We start from the raw sequence: 24,384 nt of genomic DNA on the forward strand, positions 1-24,384 counted from the left end.
AGTTCTTTCTATTTATTATTAGTGTAGGCCAAACAGTATAAACAAAAAAAAAGCCGCTAAGTAGCGGCTTTTAAGATTAGCTTATTCTATTTAAAGATAAATTAAGCGTCTTGTTTACCTAGGTACAACCAAGTATCAATAACGGTATCTGGGTTTAACGATACGCTATCAATGCCCTGCTCTACTAACCAGGCTGCAAAATCAGGGTGATCTGATGGTCCTTGACCACAAATCCCCACATAAGCACCTTTCGCTTTAGCCGCTTTAATGGCCATAGCCAATAACGCCTTAACCGCATCATTGCGTTCATCAAACAGGTGACTGATGATGCCAGAATCACGATCTAGACCTAAGGTCAGCTGAGTTAAATCGTTTGAACCGATAGAGAAACCATCGAAGTGCTCAAGGAACTGATCAGCAAGTAGTGCGTTTGAAGGCAGTTCACACATCATAATGACACGTAGACCGTCTTTACCGCGCTCTAAACCTTGCTCTTTTAACAAATCAATCACTTGTCTCGCTTCATCAACCGTGCGCACGAATGGGATCATGATTTCAACATTCTTTAACCCCATATCATTACGAACGCGTTTAATCGCTTCACACTCTAGTGCGAAACAATCACGGAACGATTCAGAGATATAACGGCTTGCACCACGGAAACCCAACATCGGGTTTTCTTCTTCAGGCTCATACTTGTCACCACCGACCAAGTTAGCGTATTCGTTTGACTTAAAATCAGACATACGAATAATCACTTTCTTTGGATGGAAAGCCGAAGCGATAGTCGCCATGCCTTCAACGAGGCGAGCAACATAGTATTCAACAGGAGAAGAGTAACCAGCGATCATCTCATGTATTTCAGCCTGCAGCGCCGCATCTTGCTTATCAAACTCAAGTAACGCTTTAGGGTGAATACCGATCATACGGTTAATGATGAACTCAAGACGTGCTAGACCAACCCCTTCATTAGGAAGACGAGCAAAATCAAACGCTCTGTCAGGGTTACCTACGTTCATCATGATCTTCATCGACAATTCAGGCATTGAATCGACGCGAGAACGAAGTACATCAAAGCCTTGAATACCTTCGTAAATGAAACCTGTATCACCTTCAGCACAAGAAACCGTCACTTCTTGACCATTCTTGATACGCTCAGTCACATCACCACAACCAACAACCGCAGGAACACCTAGTTCGCGAGCGATAATTGCAGCATGACAAGTACGTCCACCTCGGTTAGTCACAATTGCGCTTGCGCGCTTCATGATAGGTTCCCAGTCAGGATCTGTCATGTCGGTAACAAGTACATCACCTTCTTTGATTTGATCCATGTCTGCAATTGACGATAAAACTTTAGCAACACCGCTACCGATCTTGTGACCGATGGCACGGCCTTCACAGATAACATCGCTCTTGCTTTGTAAGTGGTAACGCTCAATCAGTTGCACATCTTCACGAGAACGAACCGTCTCTGGGCGTGCTTGCACGATATAAAGCTTGCCATCGTTACCGTCTTTAGCCCACTCAATGTCCATTGCACGGCCGTAGTGCTTTTCAATGATCATAGCTTGCTTAGCAAGCTCCATCACTTCTTCGTCATTTACAGAGAATTCACGGCGCTGAACGGCAGGTACATCTTCAATCTTAACTTGCTTACCGTGCTCAAGATCGTCTGAGTAAACCATCTGAATCAACTTGCTACCAATATTGCGGCGTACAACCGCTTTATGGCCAGCTGTTAAACTTGGCTTATGCACATAAAACTCATCAGGGTTAACGGCACCTTGAACAACCATTTCACCTAGACCGAATGAAGAGGTAATGAATACCACATCATTGTTGCCAGACTCAGTGTCCATGGTGAACATCACACCCGATGCTGCAGTGTCAGAGCGAACCATACGCTGAACACCGGCAGACAAGGCGACACCTTTGTGATCATAACCTTGGTGTACACGATAAGAGATAGCACGGTCATTAAATAAAGAAGCAAAAACATGCTTAATCGCAACCAAGACAGAATCATAACCTTTAACGTTCAGGAATGTTTCTTGTTGGCCAGCGAATGATGCGTCAGGCATATCTTCAGCAGTCGCAGATGAGCGAACTGCAAATGAAGCATCTTTAGTTTCTGAGGAAAGTTTGTCGTATGAATCGCGAACAACTTGCTCGAATTCAGCGTGGAATGGGGTATCGATCACCCATTGTCTGATCTGTGCACCGGCTGCAGTCAGTGCGCTCACGTCATCTACATCTAAAACATCTAGGATGTCATATATTTTCTGGTTTAGTCCACTTTGTTCAAGAAACTCATTGAACGCGTAAGAGGTGGTTGCAAAACCACCAGGCACTTGAACACCTGCGTTAGATAAATTGCTAATCATCTCTCCAAGAGAAGCGTTCTTACCGCCCACCTTGTTGACGTCACCCATGCTTAATTCTTGATACCAGAGTACATATTGTTGCACAGTTCTATCTCCGCAAGTTTATTTCAGTGTAGCCCCTTCACAGGAGGGCAGCGGCATTTTACACTCCAGCACAACGAACGTAAATCTATAATTTTATTTGTAATTTTATTACTACAAGAGGTCGAAATGTTACGTAAAGTATTTTATATCTCAGATGGGACAGCGATCACAGCAGAGGTGTTTGGACACGCCGTTCTTTCACAATTTCCCGTTGATTTTGATGCGCTTACCATTCCGTTTGTAGAAACAGAAGCTAAGGCAAACGAAGTTAAGGCTCAAATTGATGATTGTTTTATTACAACAGGTGAGCGCCCTTTGGTCTTCCATTCCATCGTAAAAGCGGAGATCAGAAACATCATCTACAGCAGCGAAGGCTTGGATTATGATTTTTTGAACACTTTTGTGGCGCCTTTAGAGCAACAATTGGGAATTAAGGCCTCTCCGGTGGTTCATCGTACCCACGGAAACATGAATGAGAGTTATGAAGCCCGTATCAATGCCATTAATTACACCATGGATAACGATGATGGTCAGACATTGAAAAATATAGATAAAGCCGATTTAGTCTTATTAGGGGTCTCTCGTTGTGGCAAAACCCCTAGTAGCCTCTACCTTTCAATGCAGTTTGGTATAAAAGCGGCAAACTATCCTTTTGTCGAAGATGACATGGATAACCTAAAACTGCCCGATGAATTAAAACGTAATAAGAGCAAACTATTCGGTCTAACAATCTCCCCTGAGCGTCTGCATGAAATTCGTCAGAGCCGCATGGAGAACAGTCGTTACTCATCATTAAGGCAGTGCCGTATTGAAGTGAAAGAGGTTGAGATGATGTATAAACGCGAACGGATCCCGTTTGTGAATACCACGAATCACTCGGTTGAGGAGATCGCCACCAAGATATTGGCCGTAACAGGTCTTGAACGTCACATGTTCTAAATTTGTTCTCGATATAAATAGTGCAAATAATCTAAGTCCAATTAGCTCAATCATTAGACTTATACCGGAAGAAAAGCCTCTATTTGGCAATTAATCTGCACAGTGACCTATAAATACTCTAATTTTTCCCGAGTTAGGCACTGTGCATCCTGTCATGATTAGTTATAATCCGATGCAATCAGGCAAAATGCCCATACGAACGCTCGGTATAATGAATGACCATTAAAACAGATGAACTACGCACCACTTTATTATGTAAAGCTATCTCGCCTGCTAAGTTAGCTTCTGAATTTCCATTAACCCAAGATGCTGCAGACTATTTAGTGCAGCAACGACGCGAAGTAGAAGCCATTTTAACTGGCGATGATCAGCGACTACTAGTGATCATTGGCCCTTGCTCTATCCATGACACTAGCGCTGCAATCGATTATGCAAAACGTTTGTCTGTTCTACATCAAGAATTAAAAGACGATCTGTGTATTTTAATGCGCGTCTACTTTGAAAAGCCAAGAACGACGGTGGGTTGGAAAGGTTTAATTTCTGATCCCGATCTCGATGGTAGCTTTAATGCGAACAAAGGCTTGCGCCTAGCCCGTCAGCTACTGCAAGAGATCACTGAGCTAAAGCTGCCTATTGCCACTGAGTTCCTCGATATGGTGAACGGTCAATATATCGCAGACTTGATCACATGGGGCGCTGTGGGTGCTCGTACAACAGAAAGCCAAATTCATCGTGAAATGGCATCAGCATTATCTTGTCCGGTAGGCTTTAAGAATGGCACTGACGGCAATATCAATATCGCTATTGATGCTGTACGTGCAGCTAAAGAGCCTCATATCTTCTACTCTCCGGATAAAGACGGTGCAATGGCAGTTTACCGCACCAGTGGTAATCCATACGGGCACATTATTTTACGCGGTGGTAAAGAGCCTAACTACCATGCTGAGGATATTAACTCTGCAGCGCAGCAGTTAAACAGTGTTGGAGTGTCACACCGCATGGTGGTTGATTTCAGTCACGGCAATAGTCAAAAGAAACATGGTCAGCAGATTGCGGTTGCAGACAGCATCATGGAGCAGATGCGTCAAGGCTCAACGGCAATAGCCGGTATCATGGCTGAGAGCTTTATTGAAGAAGGCAATCAGAAAGTGGTTCCCGGTGAAGCACTGGTCTACGGTAAAAGTATCACCGATGCCTGTCTACATTGGGAAGATTCTGAAATACTGATCCGTGCACTTGCGAAAGCATCAAGAGACAGAATTGAGTTATTGAATAAGTAACACTCTTCTTTTAAAAAAGGCTTCACTGTTATGCAGTGAAGCCTTTTTTACATCTACAACCTATCGGTTATTGACTACAAGGACCCAAGTCCTTCCAAACGCCCCACTGACCAGATGCAGAGGGAACATCATTTTTAGTCCACCATTGCGCTTGGTAGCGGACCAAATCATGAGCGACCTCATCGCCAGTGCTGTACACCCCACTATCTATCCAGAGTGCTAAATCACACCCACTCGGCGGCTCTGTTGGCGTCTTTACATCCAGTCTAAACGTAAGTCCTAACTGCTTGGTCCATACTTTATTCAGTACTAAATCTTCTGAATAAACAATGTCACCCGTAGTCTGCTTAATACCAACTTGCACCAATTCTGCATGCTGTTGCGCGACTGACTCAGCTAACTGACGAGCCCATAAATCCGTCATGACATTGGTCGGATCAATCGCCAACTTTTCAAATATAAGCTCTTCTCCTTGTGCACTAAACAGACGGAACCAGACTTTATCCCCCTCATTAGCGCTTAAACCATTTGCGATGTATTGTTCAAGCTCTGACCACTCAAGCGGCTCGGTATCGTTAACAATGTTAATATCACTGCAGTTATAAAAGCCTTCACCAGCGGCATCTTCACGCTGCCATCGGGTATATAACGTCGCAGGCCCACTTCTATCCAGTGGGAAAGGAATGGCAATTTGATACACTTTTTTGCCATTAACCTCGCTCACTGCAATGTTAGCCACTTGGGCAATAAGGGTAAGCTTTTCCCAACTCAACACTTCGCTGGCCACATCAAAAGTGTCATCGGATAGATAAAACTCCCAAAAGCTTGGATTATGAGGCGTATGAGCATCGAAAATAACCGTGATCTGTCCATTCTCATCCGGCGTCATATCACTTCGCTGCCAAAACATAGAAGGGTTATCCATGCCGGATTTTTCAACATCGCCACCAGCACAAAGTTGACCATTGGGGATCGCCGACCGCACCGCTGTAGTGCTATTGTAATCCACCACATTTTTAGAAAACTCATTGTTTTGAACCAGCTGTTTAGTCCCTGTTGCTAGAAACGCTGCACGGCAGGCCAAATTAGGGATCGCTGAACCATCGTCAGGCCACCAATATCCACCATCGTCGACACAAAACTGTTGACGCGCTTTTGGGTTATCCATATAACCATGTGCATTCACACTGGACACTGGCATCGCATTTGCGAGCAGTATTGCGCCCAATGTCATTGAGTATGCTTTAAAATTAAGTCTCATAATCATCTCAAATTAGGGAGGTATATCGTAAACACCTCCCGTAATGTTGGAGTAATGCCACTTTTGTCAGAGGCATTGAGGATTCCACTAATCAAAATGAGGGCTTTGATTAAGGTATTGTCCTTAATCAAGCCCTTTGTGCTTAGTCGATATTACAAACAAAGTCCCAATCTGTACTGGATGAGCTTGGCTTAGCATTTGTCCACCAAAGTGCACTAAACACAGCCGTTTCATCCTTCATCTTATCGCCGCCTGCAGCATGACTAGGGTTACCTTGCCAGTCTGTTTGCGGGAAATTAGGGTATGCAGGCACTGTGCTGGCATCAACACCAGCATCACTGCATAAGTCAGAGCTTGGCGGAGTGGTATCACCACAGCCAGGGGCGGTTGGATCGAGTTCACACTCATCAGGCACCGTGTCACCAGACTGGCCGAAGTCATAAGTCACACCATCAAAAGTCACAGTGAAATTTGATGGCATAGACACAGGTAAGTAGTACTTAATTGTGCCGCCAAAATCCTCGCCAGGAGCGATAGATTTGTAACTAGGAAGTGTAAAACGCACACGGTGGAAATCGTTTTCAAGTCCGCCTACATTACCAGAAGCAGCATTTGAACCGTCAGTGATCACCGTTAAATTCATGCCCGATTGGTCACTAATTTGAGCAGAGGTTGATGTTGAGATATCAAACTCAAACACAGCACCACCTGGAATCGTACTTTGACTGTTATTTCTAATCGTCAGCGTAGGTGTAATTGGGTAATTACTATCACCAACCTTGTATCCTGATAGACTTGCACCCAATGCTAAGGTGTTTTCCAAAGCAGGAGAGTTACTCACACTGTTACCATAAGGCGCAGCTGCAGCAAATTTATCGTAGGCAATGGTTGTCATCGTCTCACCGATAAAGTACTCACCTTGGCCACTATTTCGTTCTGGATACCAATCAAAATCACCCGCAAGTTCCCAGAACATCACTCCACCAATACCTTGATCGACAACATACTGAACTTTAGTGTTCATCACTTGTTCATCTTCAGTCGACAAATACACTTTCTTAGCTGGGTTCCATAACCATGATGACTGAGCCACGTTATCGTAATGACGTTCATAGGTGCCGGTTAGCTTATCAGCAGGAACATTGACAGGATCTAAACCGTAACTAGCCAAATAACTTCCGCTAATTCCTTGCTCTAAATTTTTCGCATGCCACATAGGATTAGAGCCAGCAAACATCTCATTGCCCTGTTTATCTAGGTCATGCCAAAGATTATCAATGCCCTGTGCGCCATACCCACAGTTATTATCTCCTTCACCCGTCCCAACTGGGCAACTGGCTTGATCTGGCAGTGCTGCTTTGCCCCACAGACCATTGGTGCCACCGGTTACGCCTTGCCAACCGCGTGTATAGTAAGGCAGGCCTATATTGATTCGACCCGCTGGCATAGCGCCTCTGAAATAATGGTAAGCCCAATCAGTATTGAGGTACCCTATTCCACCGTATTGCGCGGTTGAATATACATCCCAAAATGCAAGCTCAGCATCTTCGCCTGTATCATAAAGCGCTGCATTGTGACCAACAAAGTCATTCCATGCACCATGCAGGTCATAGCTCATGATGTTGACGTAATCGAGGAAACGCGACATCTGATAGGCTTCCATACCACGAAGCAGATAACCAGAAGCCGGTGCTGCAACCGTTAGCATGTAATGCTTACCGTCTTGCTTACTGGCTGTATCAAGTTTCTCACGCAATGTTTTCATCAACAGATCATATTGAGCAAATAAGGTCGCTCTTAAGGGATCTGCCACAGCAAAATCATCAGGATTACCAGACTTAGCCATCGAGGTTGCATACTCATAATCGATATCTGCACCATCGAAACCATAAGTGCGGAGGAAAGCCACCACAGAGTCGGCAAAAGTATTAATCCCAGCTTGTGTCTTGGTCATTTCATAGAAACCACCACTGGCGACACGAACACCGTTATCATCGAAATAACCGCCCGTTTCAGCCCAACCACCAATTGAGATTAAGGTTTTAACTTGTGGATGTTGCTTCTTAAACTTATTAAGCAGGTTAAAATGACCCTGATAGTTGTATTCAGGATCCATTTCAGCACCAATGACACCGTCCCATGTCATGCCCGTCGCCGGGTTTTCTACACTATTCGGATCACCGACAGACACCTTATTGTCACCATCTACATGGGCAAAGGCATAGTTAATATGGGTGATTTTGTCCCAAGGAATATCATTGACTAAATAGCTGGGCTGGCCATTCGTGCCATTGCGCCAAGATGTGAAATAACCGATGACACGACGTGCATGATCGGCGCCCATCTTCTCACGACCTGTTTCATCATAAATATCACAGTAAACCGAGTCCCCCTCTAACCCATCAGGTCGACACACTTCATGGCTAGTTGGCCTATCACCGACATAACCCACAACCGCACTTGAGAGCACGCTTGCCCCAAGGTTGTCTGTCACCTCAGCAGTGATTGAAAGATCGCCTGCTTGCAGAGACGTATACTGCATCGAATACGGCGCTAAAGTGTCCGTTTCAACCAATAAACCATTGGCATAGAAACTCACACTGATCACATCACCATCGCTGTCTTGTGCGCTAGCATCCACGCTTAATTCGCCATTCACTGGCAAAGTAAAATTAGCAATAGGTGCTGTGAGCTGCACACTGGGTAATTGATTCGCCGCAATAACGCTTACATAGACAATATCAGAGACAGCGCTGTCATTTTGAGCGTCATATGCGCGCGACTGAAGTGTATGATTTCCTTCTATGGATGCCGCCCAACTAAATTCATAGGGAGAACTTAGATCTGTCTGAACGACAACCCCATCAACAACCAGCTCAACCTTAGCGATACTATCTCCTACATCAGGGTCTGAAGCATTTACTGTCACTGCGATAGTGTTATCAATCATGACAACGCTGTCATTAATAGGCGAAATAATTGAGGTTATAGGGACTTGATTTTGGCTATTAGCAACGACAACTGTCACGCTTTTTTCTGTAGAGGCGCCATCATTATCTGTCGCTGTAGCCTTGAAAACTACCGAACCCAGTTGATCTGCAACCCATGGGCTGGTGACAACAAGGTCATTCGCTGTCCAGACCAAGCTTTCAACACTACCGTCAATATCAACAGCGTCGGCATTAAGCACGACTTCATCATTAAGGTTAATGACAGTGTCTGTTTGAGGTGAAATGATATTGACTGTTGGCAATTGATTTGAACCGCCATCACATTGACCTAGCCCTTCCCAAACTCCCCACTCCTGTGCACTGGCTGGAGATTCATTGGTCGTCCACCACTTATTTTGGTACAAGCTATTATTTTGGGTGACTTGGGTGGTATTAGCATAAACCGTATCGGCTGACCAAGGTGTGATCCCTTGACAATCAACAGCGTAGGCTTGGCTAATCATCCCTTGACTTATCAAGGTCGAACTAATTATTAAAGCAAGACGTTGTCGCCTGCTAAAATATGCAGTTTTGTTACTCATGGTATTATTCCTATTATTATTTAGTTATACCGAATAACCCAAATATAGAGACGACTAACCTCACAACATAACCACAAAGGAAAAAACATCGGTCTTATTAATCTACACATAAAACAGAGACTTGGTTATTTTTTTATTATATTAATACTGAGCAAGCTTATAACTCTTATGATTTTATCCATATAAATCAATCGGTAAAGAGCAACAAATGTATAACAGCTATTTATTCACATTTATTCAATTAACAAGCAAAAAACATTTTTTATTCTGTTATTTATTAAAAATAATACATCTTAATTAACCCATTGTTTATTAAGACTCTAAATTCATAAGCCCATACTCCACGTTTCTTTGCCTCAGTAAAATGATATAATTCAGGCCGTTTGAAATCGCATAACTTTAGGTTGTCGTATGCCACTTACTCACTCCCCTGAAACTCGCTCAGATGCTATGAATGCGCGAATTAAAAACTCTGAAGCCAGAGTCATCAAGGCCATATTTCCCTCAATTACCAATCACCACAACACGCTATTTGGCGGTGAAGCACTGTCCTGGATGGATGAAACGGCGTTTATCGCGGCGACTCGCTTCTGTCGTAAGCCACTAGTAACTGTTAGCTCTGACAGAATCGACTTTAAAAAAGCGATCCCTGCGGGGAGTTTGGCTGAGATAATTGCCAATGTGATACATGTGGGAAACACCTCCCTCAAAGTTGAAGTTAATATCTATGTCGAGGATATGTACGAAGATCGACGTGAGCATGCTATCAGAGGTGTATTTACTTTCGTTGCCGTGGACGAAAACCGACAGGCAACAAAAGTTTGGACGCTAGAATAATAGGTTAAAAGCAGTTGCTAAACGCAACTGCAACTTCACTCCCATTTTGCTTGTTCAGCCCATCTTTTATAAAATGTAATTTTGTCAGTCAAAATCATTAGACTTAAGTCTAACAAAGCGAATTTAAACATAAATTTTTATCCAATTATCTAATAAACCAATAGGATAAATTGTCATTTTTCTGTTACATTGGCTTAATCTTCACGCGCAACGAACACAATTATAAAAGCCATGAAGCTAGAAAATTTAAATATAATCATCGCCGATGATCATCCATTATTTCGCAATGCACTTCGTCAGGCATTAAGCGCTGCTTTTGCTGATACCCAATGGTTTGAAGCAGATAGTGCCGATGCTCTCCAACATCTACTTGAAAAATCAGATGTTGAATATGACTTAGTCATGTTAGATCTACAGATGCCTGGATCCCACGGCTATTCAACCTTGATCCATCTTCGTACTCATTACCCAGAACTCCCTGTCGTCGTTATCTCAGCCCACGAAGACAATATTACCATCAGTCGTGCCGTACATTATGGTAGTGCTGGATTTATCCCCAAATCCTCATCCATGCAAACCCTTGAATCAGCATTAACCTCGGTCTTATATGGTGATATTTGGTTACCTGCAGACGTTGAAATACAAGAGATTGAAGAGGATGCAACGGCGCTTATTGCCAGCAAACTTTCAGATCTGACACCGCAACAATACAAAGTATTGCAGATGTTTGCCGAAGGACTGTTGAATAAGCAAATAGCCTATGATTTAGGTGTATCAGAAGCAACCATTAAAGCTCACGCGACTGCCATATTCCGTAAACTGGGTGTACGTAATCGCACCCAAGCTGTGATATCACTGCAACAATTAGAGATGGAAAAAGTAGAGCTTTAACCTCAACACTTTTTTACTGCATTGAAATAAAAAAACCGATCATTTGATCGGTTTTTTGTTGTTAAACATATCGATAAAGATTTAGCGAAAATTCTCCATTATACGGTAATACATCATTCCCATTGCCATGCCTTGATTACCAAGCCACTCACCGACCGGTAGACGAATATGTTTCATGCCAGCAAACAACTCAAACTCAGTCAGACTACCAACGATGGCATTTGCCATGATCTCTCCCATGATATGCGATGTCGCCACCCCATGACCCGAATATCCCTGACAATAAAACACATTGGGTGACACTTTACCCAACTGTGGAATTCTATTAACGACGATGCCAGCCATTCCGGTCCATTCAAACTCAATTTCAACGCCCTTCAAGCGTGGAAACGTACGTTCGATACCAGGACGTAACTCATTGGCGAGATCTTTTGAATCTCGACCTGAATAGTTTGTTCCACCGCCAAACATCAATCGATGATCGGCGGTCATCCGAAAGTAATCCAACACAAAACGACTGTCATACACAGCGATATCGTGAGGGTTGAGTGCTTTAGCGACCTCAGGTGTCAGTTTAACTGTTGCACAGTTGCCTAAAGATGCGGGAAATAACATCCCTTTTAACTTGTTTCTCGCAAGTCGATGGTAGGCATTGCCAGCCAACAGAACGCTATTAGCAGTGATAGAGCCATGAGCAGTTTTGACCACAGGTAACACGCCATCTGTAATGTCTAACACCGGCGAGTTTTCAAAAATAAGTGCCCCCTGACTCTCGGCCGCCCTCGCCTCACCAAGACACAAATTCACCGAGTGTAGATGCATATTTCGCTTATTCAACAAACCACCGTGATATAGCGGTGTTTCTAGGTATTCAGGAATGTCCTTTCTAGCGATCAAGGAGACTTCATCACCCATGCCACGCTCAATAGCCTCGTCATAAGTGGCTTGCATCTCCCCCATATGAGCAGATTTATACGCAGTGTGCAGATGACCAAACTTTAAATCACAATCAATATTGTATTTGCTAACTCGAGATTTAATGATCTCATGTCCCCGCCAGCGCAAATCCCAGACAAATTTTTCAGCTTGTGTGCCCAGCTTGTTAACTAACTGCTTGGTCATGGCTTTGTCGCCGGATAGGCTGCCTGTTACTTGACCGCCATTACGGCCTGTCGCGCCCCAACCTATTTTATTTGCTTCAACAATCGCGACCTTAAAACCTTTTTCAGCCAACTCTACTGCTGTTGCCACTCCAGTAAAACCACCACCTACGATCACGACATCGACTCGATGTTCGCCCTCCAACCTTGGATATTGGCTTTCATTATTAATCGTTGCGTTATAGTAGGAATTACATCTTGGCTCTGGCATCTGCATTCTCCGTTTGCTTATCAAAAACAAATCTTATGTTTTATATTTTTTACACTATGAGTTGTTGAGTATATAGATTGATAAATAGACGTCAATTGTATAACGGCAGTTATTTGGGCAGTTTAGAATGATTGCATTATCGAATGGGCTGAAAAATATAGACAACAGTTAGGAAGAAAAGCATCGGAGGTAATTTATATTTTACAAAAAATTAAAGTATTAAGCTAAGATACTTATTTAATCAAGCGCCCAGACATCGAGGCGCTCTCCTATTTAACACGCCTTCCAACACGCATTGATGAGCTGAATTTTCCCATCAAAAACTATCACCTCAAACAGATCATTAAGATGGACCACACCCACGCCCTTTGGCGTACCAGTCATGACAATATCGCCATCTTGAAGACTCATAAAAGTGGAAACCTCAGCTAAGATTTGCTCAGGAGAGTTCATCATCAAACCAATGTGACCCGCTTGTACTTGAACGCCATTGATAGACAACTCAAAATTCAGCTCATCACTCATGCTGTCAATTTCCACAAACTCACTAAACACGGCAGAGCCATCAAAGGCTTTGGCTCTCTCCCAAGGTAAACCTCTGGCTTTAAGCTCACTCTGAAGCGCTCGTTTGGTCAAATCGAGCCCAATACCTACAGCTGTAAACTTTCCTTGTTCAAACAGGAAGCAGAGTTCTGTTTCATAATGAATCGCCTCATGATGAAAGCTAGTTAGGTTTGTTGAAATGGCGGAGTTTGGCTTAACAAATAAAAGCATCTCTTCAGGTACTTCATTGCCAAGTTCCTTAATATGCTCAACATAATTTCGACCAACGCAAACCAGCTTAAAAGGAATTACAACTCGTTCATTAACTGTCACGGTATTCATTGTCATCACTTTACTTGTCATAGTATTACTTAATTAAACTCGAAATAAGTGCCCTTAATGCCGCGGGCTTAACCATTTTGGCCATATAATGATATCCCTGACGGTTAACATCATCGACCAGCTCTTTATTGGTATTTGCGGTGATCAAAATACCGGGTAAGTGACTACCATATAATCCTCTAATGCCATTCATGGCATCCACGCCATTTTGACCATCGTCAAGATGATAGTCCGCAAGCACAATGTCTGGTGCGACTCCTTTAAGTCCTAGCTTAATTCTTGCATCCGCAAGATCTTTTGCACAGATAACCTCACATTGCCAGCGACTCAGTAAGCTTTCCAGCCCAGCTAAAATGGTCTCTTCATTGTCAATACACAACACTTTCACCCCAGCTAAAGGTTGCAATAAACTAGGTACTTTCTTCGGTTGCGGTTCACTTAATGCTTTACCTAGCGGCACGCGGATAGAGAAAACGGAACCATGACCCAATATGGACGTCACATGAATTTTATGATCCAGTACTCGGCTTATGCGATCCGCAATGGCTAAGCCTAAACCTAAGCCACTAACATTATTGCTGGCGGGATTATCAAGTCGCTTAAACTCCTTAAAGATCTCCTTCGTTTCGGCTTCATCAATACCACAGCCCGTGTCGAGCACCTGAATCTCCAGTTCATCCCCTCTATGCCTACAACCAAATAGTACCCGACAGCCTCTGGCATATCGGTAAGCGTTGGTTAAGAAATTTTGTAATATACGCCTCAATAAACTGAGATCTGAATTAATGCTGGCACGACAAGGCACCATACTGAAATTAATCTGGCTATCTTTTGCCATCGCTGCAAACTCAACGCCTAAGCCATCAATGAGATCAGCTACAGAGAAGTCACGACGGTTGACCTCAATCATGCCCGAATCCAATTTAGAGATATCGAGCAGATCCGTGAGCAATTCACCTGCAATTTTAAGTGAGCTATTTACATGTGAAAGGGTCGTTTTGCCCTCTTGATCTAAGTTAGGATATTGAGACAAAGAAGCAGTAAATAACCTTGCTGCATTTAATGGCTGCATTAAATCATGGCCTACCGCGGCCAAAAACTTACTCTTAGAAGCATTCGCCATCTCCTCTTTCACTTTCGCCTCAAGTAATTTGCTGTTAAGCAGACCAAGCTCATAGGTACGCTCTTTTACTCTCGCCTCAAGCGTATCATTCATCTCTTGCAGGGCTTTTGCATGCTCACGGTACTGCGTAATATCGGTAAAGGTCATCACAAAACCACCACCAGGCATCGGATTACCCTGTATTTTTATCACCTTTCCATCTTTGCGTTGTCGCTCTGACACATGGGCTGTGCCGTCTCGCATATGCTGTACTCGAGTGTTGACCTTATCTTCAATGTCTCCCTCACCACAAAAGCCGCGGCTGGCATTAAAGCGAACCACATCACTGATTGGCATCCCTTCTTGCAAAAAAGAGGCGGGATATTGATACAGCTCAGCGTACTTATAATTCCAAGCCACAAGGTTCAGCTCTTTATCGACCACGCTCATGCCTTCATAGGCATGCTCAATCGCGCCTCTGAGCATATCTTGACTCAAGATAATTTTGGACGATGCCTCATCGACTAAGCTAAACACCTCATCAAGTGCCAGATCTCGGCCATGTTGTACTGAGTCCATCACCAATGAGGCACTAGAAGCGCCAAGGACTCCGGCTAACATATGTTCGGTATGCGCTATCAACTCAGAAGGTGCTGATTTATGCCAGCTATCGCTTTTGACCGCTTCCTCAGAAAAACGAGAAAAACTCTCATAAGCCCGTGTTGGGCTGACAAATCGACTCGCCAAGATCAAGAGATCTTGCTGCGACACCGCAGCAGCCTTACGCGTATTGTTGCTTTTAAGGTTTCCGGGAGAGACAAATTCACTGGCCTGAATTCGCTCAACTACACCAGCTCTAAACCAAATAGAACCCAGCATATAACAAGCACAGTTGGCCAGTAGTGCCGTTAGAATATCGCGGACATTAGGATTGATAGATTCCAGCAGTGCAAAATCATTATTAAAGACACCAGAGGTATCACTCGCGCCTTTGAGTAGAATGTAACACCATAGTCCAAAGCCGACGGCGAGCCCCATTAACACGCCTGAACGATTACCATGCTTCCAATACATACCACCAATTAACGCAGGAGCAAGCTGAGCAAAAGCGCCAAAAGACAACATCCCTAAGCCAGAGAGGGAATCACTGTCGATAAACGACAAATAACTAAAATAACCTAAGCCTAAAATGATAATGATGGAGAGTCGGCGAGCATTGAGGAGAAATTGAGAAAACTGACTAAAACTCTTTTGCCGTATTTTACCAGTACGCAGCATCACTGGCACTAGCCACTCGTTACTGACCATGACACTGATGGTCACCACAGCCACAATCACCATCCCCGTCGCCGCTGACAGCGTACCGAGTAGAGCAACAACAGCGAGTATAGGCTGATCCAACGCCAGAGGTAGATTGATCACATAGGTATCTGCAGCAACGCTATCACCTAAGATAATTTTTCCTGCTAATGCCAATGGCGCTACAAATAGCCCAAAAAGAACCAAATAAATGGGAAATATCCACCGTGCTTTCTGCAAGGTTTTTTCGTTACCGCATTCCACCATCATCACGTGAAACTGTCTCGGCATACAGAGGAAAGCCGCCATTCCAACGAGCAGTTGCGGCATCAGGGATCCAATATTCAATTCAGGTGCACTGATTAAATCTCGAGTTGCAGCTTGTCGCCAAATATCACCAAATCCATCAAAATAGCCAAAACTTATCACGATACCAACAATCAAAAATGCCCCGAGTTTAACGAGAGATTCGAAGGCAATCGCCACCATCATTCCCGGGTTATGCTCTGTCGCGTCCAACTTGCGCGTGCCAAATAAGATCGCAAACATTGCCAAAATTGCTGTAATAACAAGCGACACCTTAGCGCCGTCAAAAGGAGAGTCTTCAGGTTGAAATAGATTGAGACTAAACACCATCGCTTTAAGCTGCAGAGCTATGTATGGCATGATGCCAAACAGAGCAATTAAGGTCACGATGGCCGCCAATAGCTGGGACTTTCCATACCGAGCGGCAATAAAATCGGCGACGGAAGTGATGTTATGTGCTTTCGAAACCAGCACCATCTTTCTGAGCAAACCAAAGCCGACGGTGAAGATAAGAATGGGTCCTACGAAAATAGGCAGGAAAGACCAAAGATCTTGAGCTGATTGCCCCACAGTGCCAAGAAAGCTCCAAGATGAGCAATAAACAGCCAAGCTTAATCCATACACCCAAACCTGAATTTTCTTGGTAAATTTACTGAACCAGCGCTCTGCTCCCCATGCCAAAAAAAACAGCAGGAATACATAGAGGACAGCAATAACGCCAACTACAATCGTTAAGTTCATACAGCTCTCATTTTTTTCATTCTATTGTGCGTTAATTATCATATAAAATCTAGTTCACAGATGCTTCTCAACGCACTAAAAATAAAGGGATTTATTACACTAGACCAAGGTCTAATAGAGCTTGGAGGCGAGATCACTCCATACTTGAGCCACGCATTATTAGATTAAGGGAAGCCCAATGAGCACGCAGTCTCTCTACAAAGTTTCAAGCGAAATCGCTGAAAACGCACATGTAAATGAAGAACAGTACAAAAAAATGTACCAAGAGTCGATTGTGAATCCTGAAGGTTTCTGGAGAGAGCACGGACAACGTATTGATTGGATTAAGCCATATACCAAGATTAAAAAGACCTCTTTCGATGATCATAACCTGTCGATCAACTGGTTTTACGATGGCACGCTGAATGCTTCAGCAAACTGCCTAGACCGTCATCTTGAGAAAAATGCAGATCGCGTTGCCATTATCTGGGAAGGCGATGATGCTAAAGATCAACGCACCATTACTTATGGTGAATTGCATACTGATGTCTGTAAATTTGCCAATGCACTGCGTAGTCAAGGCGTAAGACGCGGGGATATTGTGACCGTGTATATGCCGATGGTGCCTGAAGCCGCTGTTGTCATGCTTGCGTGTGCCCGCATTGGCGCAGTCCATTCAGTCGTATTTGGTGGTTTCTCACCTGACTCAATTGCATCACGTGTTATTGATGGCAAATCAAAAGTCATTGTCACAGCTGATGAAGGGTTACGTGCAGGACGTACTATTCCACTTAAAGCCAACATAGATGAAGCCCTGTCTCACCCTGATGTAACTTGTGTCGAAAAGGTCATTGTCTATGAACGTACTGGTAGCGATGTCAATTGGGTAGAAGGCCGTGACATCAAGTGGGATTCTTTAATGGAAACCGCTTCTGAGCACTGTGAGCCAGAAGAGATGGGCGCTGAAGATCCGCTTTTCTTACTTTATACCTCTGGTTCAACGGGTAATCCAAAAGGCGTGTTACATACCACTGGCGGTTACATGGTGTACGCGGCCATGACCCATGAATATGTATTCGACTATAAAGACGGTGAAGTCTATTGGTGTACCGCTGATGTTGGCTGGATCACGGGTCACTCTTACATGGTGTATGGTCCATTAGCTAATGGTGCCACAGTTCTCATTCATGAAGGTGTGCCTAACTACCCGACTCCCTCTCGTCTTGGTGAAATAGTCGACCGTCACAAGGTTAATATCCTCTATACCGCGCCAACGCTTATTCGTGCCCTTATGGCCGAAGGTAAAGAACAGTTTGCAGATTTCGATGGCAGCTCATTGCGCATCATGGGCTCGGTGGGTGAACCCATTAACCCTGAAGCATGGCGCTGGTACAATGAAGTCATTGGTCATGAACAGTGCCCAATTGTCGATACTTGGTGGCAAACCGAAACCGGTGGCATATTGATCAGTCCGTTGCCTGGCGCAACAGACACCAAACCAGGCTCGGCAACTCGTCCATTTTTCGGTGTGCAACCTGCACTGGTAGATAACATCGGCAACATTATTGAAGGCGCAGCCGAAGGTAACTTAGTGATCTTAGATTCTTGGCCTGGACAGATGCGCACCGTATTTGGCGACCATGATAGATTTGCACTGACCTACTTTAAAACGTTCCGCGGCATGTACTTTACCGGTGACGGCGCAAAACGAGATGAAGATGGTTATTACTGGATCACGGGTCGAGTTGATGATGTGATTAACGTATCAGGCCATCGACTCGGTACAGCAGAAGTTGAGAGTGCCTTGGTATCGCACCCAAGCGTCGCAGAAGCTGCCGTAGTTGGTTACCCCCATGATATCAAGGGACAGGGTATTTATGCTTATGTCACCTTAACGAAAGGAACGACCGAAACTGAAGAGTTACGTCAAGACCTTCGAAAGTGGGTACGAAAAGAGATTGGCGCACTGGCCACACCAGATCTTATACAATGGGCTGGCGGCTTACCTAAGACTCGCTCGGGTAAGATTATGCGTCGCTTCTTACGTAAGATTGCTGCTAACGAAGTAACCAACTTAGGTGACTCATCGACACTGGCAGATCCTGCCGTTATCGACACCTTAATCGAGTCTCGCTTAAACCGTAGCGAGTAAATCGAGGGTTAGCCAGTCAATCACTAGCCCCTCCTATGAGGGGCTTCTTTTTACAAATTTATCAGACCAAGTTCCCCTGCACTGCTGTCATACCAACCAGTATAAGAAGTTGATCTACTCAGAGTGTCTTTTGGCAAACTAATTCAAGGCGAATGGATGACATAATGGTTGCTCCCTTGTGAGTTCATTCAACGCAGAAATAGGCAGCCAAAAACACTCCTTACAGGCGAGTTTTAGCGGTTCTGATGCTGTGACTCTTAAGGAACAAAAGGGAGCTTAACCCTAGTTTCACTATGCTCTTCACTCGTTGCAAGCCACATGGATGTGGTGAATGTCATTAATGCAGGAGCAATTAATGACCTTGCCTCAGAACCGCTAAATTCTCGCTGAGCGATCAAATCTTTATACTGATTGGTATCACTGTTATCCTTTGTAGTAAGACCTCCTTCTAATTAGATTTTTGTGCAATTAAGAGACTATCAACAACAGGCCGTAGACGCTGCGGTAACACATTTTAAATCCAGCAGTGATACCGCCGTATTAGTCCTTCCTACTGGAGCGGGTAAAAGTATTGTCATTGCAGAGCTTGCTCGTATCGCCAATGGCCGTGTATTGGTATTGACTCACGTAAAAGAGTTAGTTGCACAAAACGCTGAAAAAATTGGCATACTGACCACCGCTGCCAGCATCTATTCGGCGGGCCTAAAACAAAAATCCACAAAAAATAAGACTGTTGTGGCTAGCATTCAATCTGCGGTCAGATCACCAGAACAGTTTAATGAGCCTTTCTCCTTAGTTATCATCGATGAATGCCACAGAGTCAGCCCTGATGAGACCAGCCAATACCAGAAGCTGCTGATACATCTTAAGCAGAAAAACCCCAAAATCAAGCTGCTAGGCCTCACAGCAACACCGTACCGATTGGACTTAGGCTGGATCTATCACCACCACTACCATGGCAAAATGGGCAACCCGGATAAACCGGTATTCCAGCAGTGTATCTTCGAGCTGCCAATGCGTCCTCTTATTAAGCGCGGATACTTAAGTGCCCCAAAACTGTTTGATGGTCTGTCAGTGCAATATGACTTTAGTGCCTTGCAAGCATCGTCTAACGGTGAATACCAAGAGAAAGAGATCAATGACCTTCTTAGCCATTGCGGGCGAGCAACCACAGCCATTATCAAGCAGTTAATTGAAATCGGCGCAAATAGACAAGGCGTCATTATCTTTGCAGCAACAGTCCGCCATGCTGAGGAGATAATGAAACGATTAAGCGAAGAAAGTGCAGCACTTATCACCGCAAAAACCAGCACCGAAGACAGAGATAACATCATCACCTCTTTCAAAGCTAGGCAGATCAAGTACCTAGTAAACGTGGCAGTACTCACGACAGGCTTCGATGCCCCCCATGTGGATCTCATTGCCATATTAAGGCCTACCGCCTCAGTGAGTCTGTTTCAACAGATGGTCGGTAGAGGTCTGAGGATCTGTGAGGGTAAAGATGAATGCTTAGTGATCGACTATGCGGCAAATGGCTTTGACCTTTACTTCCCTGAAGTTGGGCAACATAAACCCAATAGTAAAAGTGTCCCCGTTCAAGTTCACTGCCCTGTTTGCAATTTTGCCAATATTTTCTGGGGACTTGTTGACGACGATGGTGACATCATCGAGCACTTTGGCAGACGATGTCAGGCACTGATTGAACATGAAGGTAATAAAGAGCAGTGCGACTTTCGTTTTCGTTCTAAATCATGTCCTTACTGCGGCGAAGAGAACGATATTGCAGCCAAAATCTGTCATCAGTGTGATGCGATGCTCATTGACCCAGATAAACGTCTGAAAGAGGTGTTACAGCAGAAACATCACCACTTGTTCAAATGCCAGTCGATGCTTTTTATAAAAGAGGCTGAACGCTTGAAAATTCAATATATCGATCTCGATGGCAATGACTTTTGTCGCTATTTTAACTTTAAAACAGAGGGTCAACGAAAGGCCTTTTACGCCATATTTGTAATTACTCATACTCGAACCCCTGGATTGAAACATCAACAGTATAAGCAAGTTGAACAGGTTCTCTCTGCGAGAGAAAGCTTCAGAATGCCTGATTTACTGTTACTGAAAAAAGACAAGAAAGGCTGGGATCTCGTCGAAACATTTTTTGATTATCGTGGCCGCTATCAAATTGAGAATAAGTTTATTCAATAGGGAATATGCAAGGTTAATCCTCTTGTGGTATAAAGTATCGAATCAATTTTTCAGGAGTCTCTATGTTCGTTGTAATTTTTGGCCGTCCCGGCTGTCCGTACTGTGTTAGAGCTGTTCAGCTATCTGAGCAACTAGTTGAAGCCCGCAGTGACTTTAAGTTTAAGTATGTCGATATTCATGCAGAAGGGATCTCCAAGGCAGACCTTGAAAAAACAGTTGGCAAGCCTGTTGAAACTGTACCTCAAATCTTTGTTGATAAAGAACACGTTGGTGGATGTACAGAGTTTGAACAATATGTAAGAGACAACCAGCTGTTAACACCAGCTTAAGTTGATACAATGACAAACCCAGTTATGAGCCATCTCATAGACTAATAAAGGAGGCCAAAGGCCTCCTTTTTAATCACTACTAAACATCACTAGAGCACATATTTAACCGAGAAAATCACTCGATCAAGTTCTCCTTCATCGCCATTTTGTTTCGTATTCTTCGCGTGCATATATTCAACCCCAACCGTCATCGGTTTTATTGGCGAATACAGTAGGTTTATATAACCTGAAAAAGATTCTTTGTTTACCCCAGCTCCGGTTAACGCTTCATTGTTATCAGCCTTAAATCCAGAAAGAGTGAAACTTGAACGCCACTTGTCATTCCACCAATGACGGTAAGCCGCGAAACCACCATATGAGCTTATGGTTTCAATATCACCATTACTATCAAGCACACCTGCGTTGGCATAGTTCAATGCCATATAACGACCCATACCATCACCTGCAGTAGCAGAAAACTTTATATCATCATCACCAACCGGAACTACACCGGTGAAGCTCACACCGTAGCCCATTGTTTGTGAGTCTAAACCAGCCTTTTCAATATTCAACTGCCTTACCAAACCAGCGACGGTGTATTTAGCTCCGCCTTCCGTTTTGAAATTATAACGAGCAACAAAATCCGGTACCATTCCGCTGCCACTTGTGATTCGTCCGCCTCCACCATTAGGTGTTAACGTTGTTTCAGGATTTTCAATTGCAAACTGGAAGCCGCCATTGGTGTAACGCACCATGCCTTGGCGTACAAAAGGCGTTCCTTCTGCTGCACCAACAAAGTCTAGGTTTTCTGGTAAAGCACCAGGATTTTGAAATGTGGTCCACGTCTGTCCAACTAACCAATTATCATAACTAACAAAGGCTTGTCGAATACGTGGTGAATAGCTGTTTGAAACCCGCTCATTGCCATCAGTATGCGTCATAAAATCAAGTTCAATAAAGCCACTTAATTTATGGCCATTGAGATCGGTACTGGTTTTAAAATTGAATCGTGTCTCACGCGCTTGAAAATCAACGACTTGATCGCCATTACCGGGAACGCCGTATATTGTTCCCGGAACATAGAACTGTCTGGATAAACTGCCAGAATCCGGTGCACCATTACTGTAATCACTAAACATTACGTCCGCTTTGACGTAACCACCAAATTTAAACTCTGTATCACCAGCCGCAACAGAGCCTGCAGCTAACATGGTAACCATTGCAATAATACTTAACTTTGCTTGTTTCATCTCACTCTCCCAAATATTTATTCTTATCATCAATAAATATGAAGTAGTTAAGGTCCAAACAATATTAGCAATACGTCTATCATACAAAAGTATAACAGGTGTATCTAATTAACCGTTTGAGTCAAAGTTAAACTGGGCATGAAACTCGGAAATTGATTTAAACAGAAGAAGACTGAAAAGAGCATATTTAGCTCTTGATGAACACATAATAAATGATGTTTGGTATGTAACGAATAGCAATAAAATCAATGGGTATACAGGAATCATCTTTTACGAAATATTGAAATATAGTTTGATAGAGCTTTGAATCAAAAAGAAGGTTTTCTGAATAGAAGTAAAGAATAGGAACTGAAGAGTGAAGCATCTAGAAGTGGTGGGCCGTGAAGGATTCGAACCTTCGACCAATTGGTTAAAAGCCAACTGCTCTACCGACTGAGCTAACGGCCCATCTAGTATTGCTTTCTGAATTCATCTACTTTAAAAGTAAATCCACTTCCAGAAAAGTGGTGAGCCTGAAAAATTAGAACCTTCGACCAATTGCTAAAAAGATCAAGCCAACTGCCAGATGTTTTATAAAGAGTCGACTGAGCTAACGTTCTCTCTGATATTGCGTTCTGAATTCGTCTACTTTGAAAGTAAACCCACTTTCAGAAAAAGTGGTGGGCCGTGAAGGATTCGAACCTTCGACCAATTGCTAAAGAGACCAAGCCAACTGCCTGATGCTTTATAAAGAGTCGACTGAGCTAACGTTCCCTCTGATATTGCGTTCTGAATTCGTCTACTTTGGAAGTAAACCCACTTTCAGAAAAAGTGGTGGGCCGTGAAGGATTCGAACCTTCGACCAATTGGTTAAAAGCCAACTGCTCTACCGACTGAGCTAACGGCCCATCTAGTATTGCTTTCTGAATTCATCTACTTTAAAAGTAAATCCACTTCCAGAAAAGTGGTGGGCCGTGAAGGATTCGAACCTTCGACCAATTGGTTAAAAGCCAACTGCTCTACCGACTGAGCTAACGGCCCATCTAGTATTGCTTTCTGAATTCATCTACTTTAAAAGTAAATCCACTTCCAGAAAAGTGGTGGGCCGTGAAGGATTCGAACCTTCGACCAATTGCTAAAAAGATCAAGCCAACTGCCTGATATTTTATAAAGAGTCGACTGAGCTAACGTTCCCTCTGATATTGCGTTCTGAATTCATCTACTTTGAAAGTAAACCCACTTTCAGAAAAAGTGGTGGGCCGTGAAGGATTCGAACCTTCGACCAATTGGTTAAAAGCCAACTGCTCTACCGACTGAGCTAACGGCCCATCTAGTATTGCTTTCTGAATTCATCTACTTTGAAAGTAAACCCACTTTCAGAAAAAGTGGTGGGCCGTGAAGGATTCGAACCTTCGACCAATTGGTTAAAAGCCAACTGCTCTACCGACTGAGCTAACGGCCCATCTAGTATTGCTTTCTGAATTCATCTACTTTGAAAGTAAACCCACTTTCAGAAAAAGTGGTGGGCCGTGAAGGATTCGAACCTTCGACCAATTGGTTAAAAGCCAACTGCTCTACCGACTGAGCTAACGGCCC

Annotated in this window: 14 protein-coding genes and 6 tRNA genes; 7 read left to right on the forward strand and 13 right to left on the reverse strand. The window is 43.7% G+C overall.

The window, feature by feature from the left end:
- Positions 1-101 precede the first annotated feature (101 nt).
- The gene (gene ppsA, locus FN961_RS18035) at positions 102-2,471 is read right to left on the reverse strand and encodes a phosphoenolpyruvate synthase (RefSeq protein WP_144041573.1); all 2,370 of its coding nucleotides are present in this window, start codon (positions 2,469-2,471) and stop codon (positions 102-104) included.
- Between the two features lie 126 nt (positions 2,472-2,597).
- Here ppsA and ppsR point away from each other — a divergent pair, with 126 nt between their 5' ends.
- Together ppsR and FN961_RS18045 are read left to right on the forward strand one after the other, a co-directional pair.
- Positions 2,598-3,410, forward strand: a complete 813-nt coding sequence (ppsR, locus tag FN961_RS18040) for a posphoenolpyruvate synthetase regulatory kinase/phosphorylase PpsR (protein WP_144041574.1) — start codon at positions 2,598-2,600, stop codon at positions 3,408-3,410.
- A 215-nt stretch (positions 3,411-3,625) separates the two neighbouring features.
- On the forward strand, positions 3,626-4,690 hold the full coding sequence (locus FN961_RS18045) for a 3-deoxy-7-phosphoheptulonate synthase (protein WP_144041575.1): 1,065 nt from the start codon (positions 3,626-3,628) through the stop codon (positions 4,688-4,690).
- 67 nt (positions 4,691-4,757) lie between these two features.
- On the opposite strand, the gene FN961_RS18050 is transcribed toward FN961_RS18045, so the two are convergent.
- The gene (locus tag FN961_RS18050) at positions 4,758-5,951 is read right to left on the reverse strand and encodes a lytic polysaccharide monooxygenase (RefSeq protein ID WP_229814727.1); all 1,194 of its coding nucleotides are present in this window, start codon (positions 5,949-5,951) and stop codon (positions 4,758-4,760) included.
- A gap of 142 nt (positions 5,952-6,093) precedes the next feature.
- Positions 6,094-9,483 (reverse strand): glycosyl hydrolase family 18 protein, encoded by a 3,390-nt coding sequence (locus FN961_RS18055; protein ID WP_144041577.1) that lies wholly within the window; start codon positions 9,481-9,483, stop codon positions 6,094-6,096.
- 411 nt (positions 9,484-9,894) lie between these two features.
- Here FN961_RS18055 and FN961_RS18060 point away from each other — a divergent pair, with 411 nt between their 5' ends.
- The gene (locus FN961_RS18060; RefSeq protein ID WP_144041578.1) at positions 9,895-10,320 is read left to right on the forward strand and encodes an acyl-CoA thioesterase; all 426 of its coding nucleotides are present in this window, start codon (positions 9,895-9,897) and stop codon (positions 10,318-10,320) included.
- Positions 10,321-10,551: 231 nt separating this feature from the next.
- Positions 10,552-11,211 (forward strand): response regulator transcription factor, encoded by a 660-nt coding sequence (locus FN961_RS18065; protein ID WP_144041579.1) that lies wholly within the window; start codon positions 10,552-10,554, stop codon positions 11,209-11,211.
- Positions 11,212-11,292: 81 nt separating this feature from the next.
- Here FN961_RS18065 and FN961_RS18070 read toward each other — a convergent pair whose 3' ends face one another.
- The 3 genes from FN961_RS18070 to FN961_RS18080 form a co-directional block, all read right to left on the reverse strand.
- Positions 11,293-12,582: an NAD(P)/FAD-dependent oxidoreductase gene (locus FN961_RS18070; RefSeq protein ID WP_144041580.1), complete on the reverse strand. Its 1,290-nt coding sequence runs from the start codon at positions 12,580-12,582 to the stop codon at positions 11,293-11,295.
- A gap of 273 nt (positions 12,583-12,855) precedes the next feature.
- Positions 12,856-13,467: a fumarylacetoacetate hydrolase family protein gene (locus FN961_RS18075; RefSeq protein ID WP_144041588.1), complete on the reverse strand. Its 612-nt coding sequence runs from the start codon at positions 13,465-13,467 to the stop codon at positions 12,856-12,858.
- A 25-nt stretch (positions 13,468-13,492) separates the two neighbouring features.
- Complete coding sequence (locus FN961_RS18080) at positions 13,493-16,915, reverse strand: hybrid sensor histidine kinase/response regulator (protein ID WP_144041581.1); 3,423 nt, start codon at positions 16,913-16,915, stop codon at positions 13,493-13,495.
- A 178-nt stretch (positions 16,916-17,093) separates the two neighbouring features.
- Here FN961_RS18080 and acs point away from each other — a divergent pair, with 178 nt between their 5' ends.
- The 3 genes from acs to FN961_RS18100 all read left to right on the forward strand — a co-directional run bounded on the left by acs (position 17,094) and on the right by FN961_RS18100 (position 21,580).
- Positions 17,094-19,046: an acetate--CoA ligase gene (gene acs, locus FN961_RS18085; RefSeq protein ID WP_144041582.1), complete on the forward strand. Its 1,953-nt coding sequence runs from the start codon at positions 17,094-17,096 to the stop codon at positions 19,044-19,046.
- Between the two features lie 462 nt (positions 19,047-19,508).
- A complete protein-coding gene (radD, locus tag FN961_RS18095; RefSeq protein WP_144041583.1) occupies positions 19,509-21,251 on the forward strand; it encodes a DNA repair helicase RadD in 1,743 nt (580 codons plus the stop codon).
- A 62-nt stretch (positions 21,252-21,313) separates the two neighbouring features.
- Positions 21,314-21,580: a GrxA family glutaredoxin gene (locus FN961_RS18100; protein ID WP_144041584.1), complete on the forward strand. Its 267-nt coding sequence runs from the start codon at positions 21,314-21,316 to the stop codon at positions 21,578-21,580.
- An 89-nt stretch (positions 21,581-21,669) separates the two neighbouring features.
- Here FN961_RS18100 and FN961_RS18105 read toward each other — a convergent pair whose 3' ends face one another.
- The 7 genes from FN961_RS18105 to FN961_RS18135 form a co-directional block, all read right to left on the reverse strand.
- A complete protein-coding gene (locus tag FN961_RS18105) occupies positions 21,670-22,809 on the reverse strand; it encodes a DcaP family trimeric outer membrane transporter (protein WP_144041585.1) in 1,140 nt (379 codons plus the stop codon).
- Between the two features lie 371 nt (positions 22,810-23,180).
- A tRNA-Lys gene (locus FN961_RS18110) sits at positions 23,181-23,256 on the reverse strand.
- Positions 23,257-23,620: 364 nt separating this feature from the next.
- Positions 23,621-23,696, reverse strand: a tRNA-Lys gene (locus tag FN961_RS18115).
- A 57-nt stretch (positions 23,697-23,753) separates the two neighbouring features.
- Positions 23,754-23,829: transfer RNA gene (locus FN961_RS18120), tRNA-Lys, on the reverse strand.
- A gap of 211 nt (positions 23,830-24,040) precedes the next feature.
- Positions 24,041-24,116 (reverse strand) — tRNA-Lys (locus FN961_RS18125).
- Positions 24,117-24,174: 58 nt separating this feature from the next.
- A tRNA-Lys gene (locus FN961_RS18130) sits at positions 24,175-24,250 on the reverse strand.
- A 58-nt stretch (positions 24,251-24,308) separates the two neighbouring features.
- Positions 24,309-24,384, reverse strand: a tRNA-Lys gene (locus tag FN961_RS18135).

The organism is Shewanella hanedai (genome assembly GCF_007197645.1).
Lineage (GTDB): Bacteria > Pseudomonadota > Gammaproteobacteria > Enterobacterales > Shewanellaceae > Shewanella > Shewanella hanedai.

What these genes read in the sequence shown, in the direction of transcription:
- FN961_RS18070 (WP_144041580.1), bottom strand. Translation starts at nt 12,582, where the DNA reads ATGCCAGAGCCAAGATGTAATTCCTACTATAACGCAACGATTAATAAT.
- FN961_RS18075 (WP_144041588.1), bottom strand. Translation starts at nt 13,467, where the DNA reads ATGAATACCGTGACAGTTAATGAACGAGTTGTAATTCCTTTTAAGCTG.
- FN961_RS18060 (WP_144041578.1), top strand. Translation starts at nt 9,895, where the DNA reads ATGCCACTTACTCACTCCCCTGAAACTCGCTCAGATGCTATGAATGCG.
- acs (WP_144041582.1), top strand. Translation starts at nt 17,094, where the DNA reads ATGAGCACGCAGTCTCTCTACAAAGTTTCAAGCGAAATCGCTGAAAAC.
- FN961_RS18045 (WP_144041575.1), top strand. Translation starts at nt 3,626, where the DNA reads ATGACCATTAAAACAGATGAACTACGCACCACTTTATTATGTAAAGCT.
- FN961_RS18105 (WP_144041585.1), bottom strand. Translation starts at nt 22,809, where the DNA reads ATGAAACAAGCAAAGTTAAGTATTATTGCAATGGTTACCATGTTAGCT.
- FN961_RS18080 (WP_144041581.1), bottom strand. Translation starts at nt 16,915, where the DNA reads ATGAACTTAACGATTGTAGTTGGCGTTATTGCTGTCCTCTATGTATTC.
- ppsR (WP_144041574.1), top strand. Translation starts at nt 2,598, where the DNA reads ATGTTACGTAAAGTATTTTATATCTCAGATGGGACAGCGATCACAGCA.
- FN961_RS18055 (WP_144041577.1), bottom strand. Translation starts at nt 9,483, where the DNA reads ATGAGTAACAAAACTGCATATTTTAGCAGGCGACAACGTCTTGCTTTA.
- FN961_RS18065 (WP_144041579.1), top strand. Translation starts at nt 10,552, where the DNA reads ATGAAGCTAGAAAATTTAAATATAATCATCGCCGATGATCATCCATTA.
- FN961_RS18050 (WP_229814727.1), bottom strand. Translation starts at nt 5,951, where the DNA reads ATGAGACTTAATTTTAAAGCATACTCAATGACATTGGGCGCAATACTG.
- FN961_RS18100 (WP_144041584.1), top strand. Translation starts at nt 21,314, where the DNA reads ATGTTCGTTGTAATTTTTGGCCGTCCCGGCTGTCCGTACTGTGTTAGA.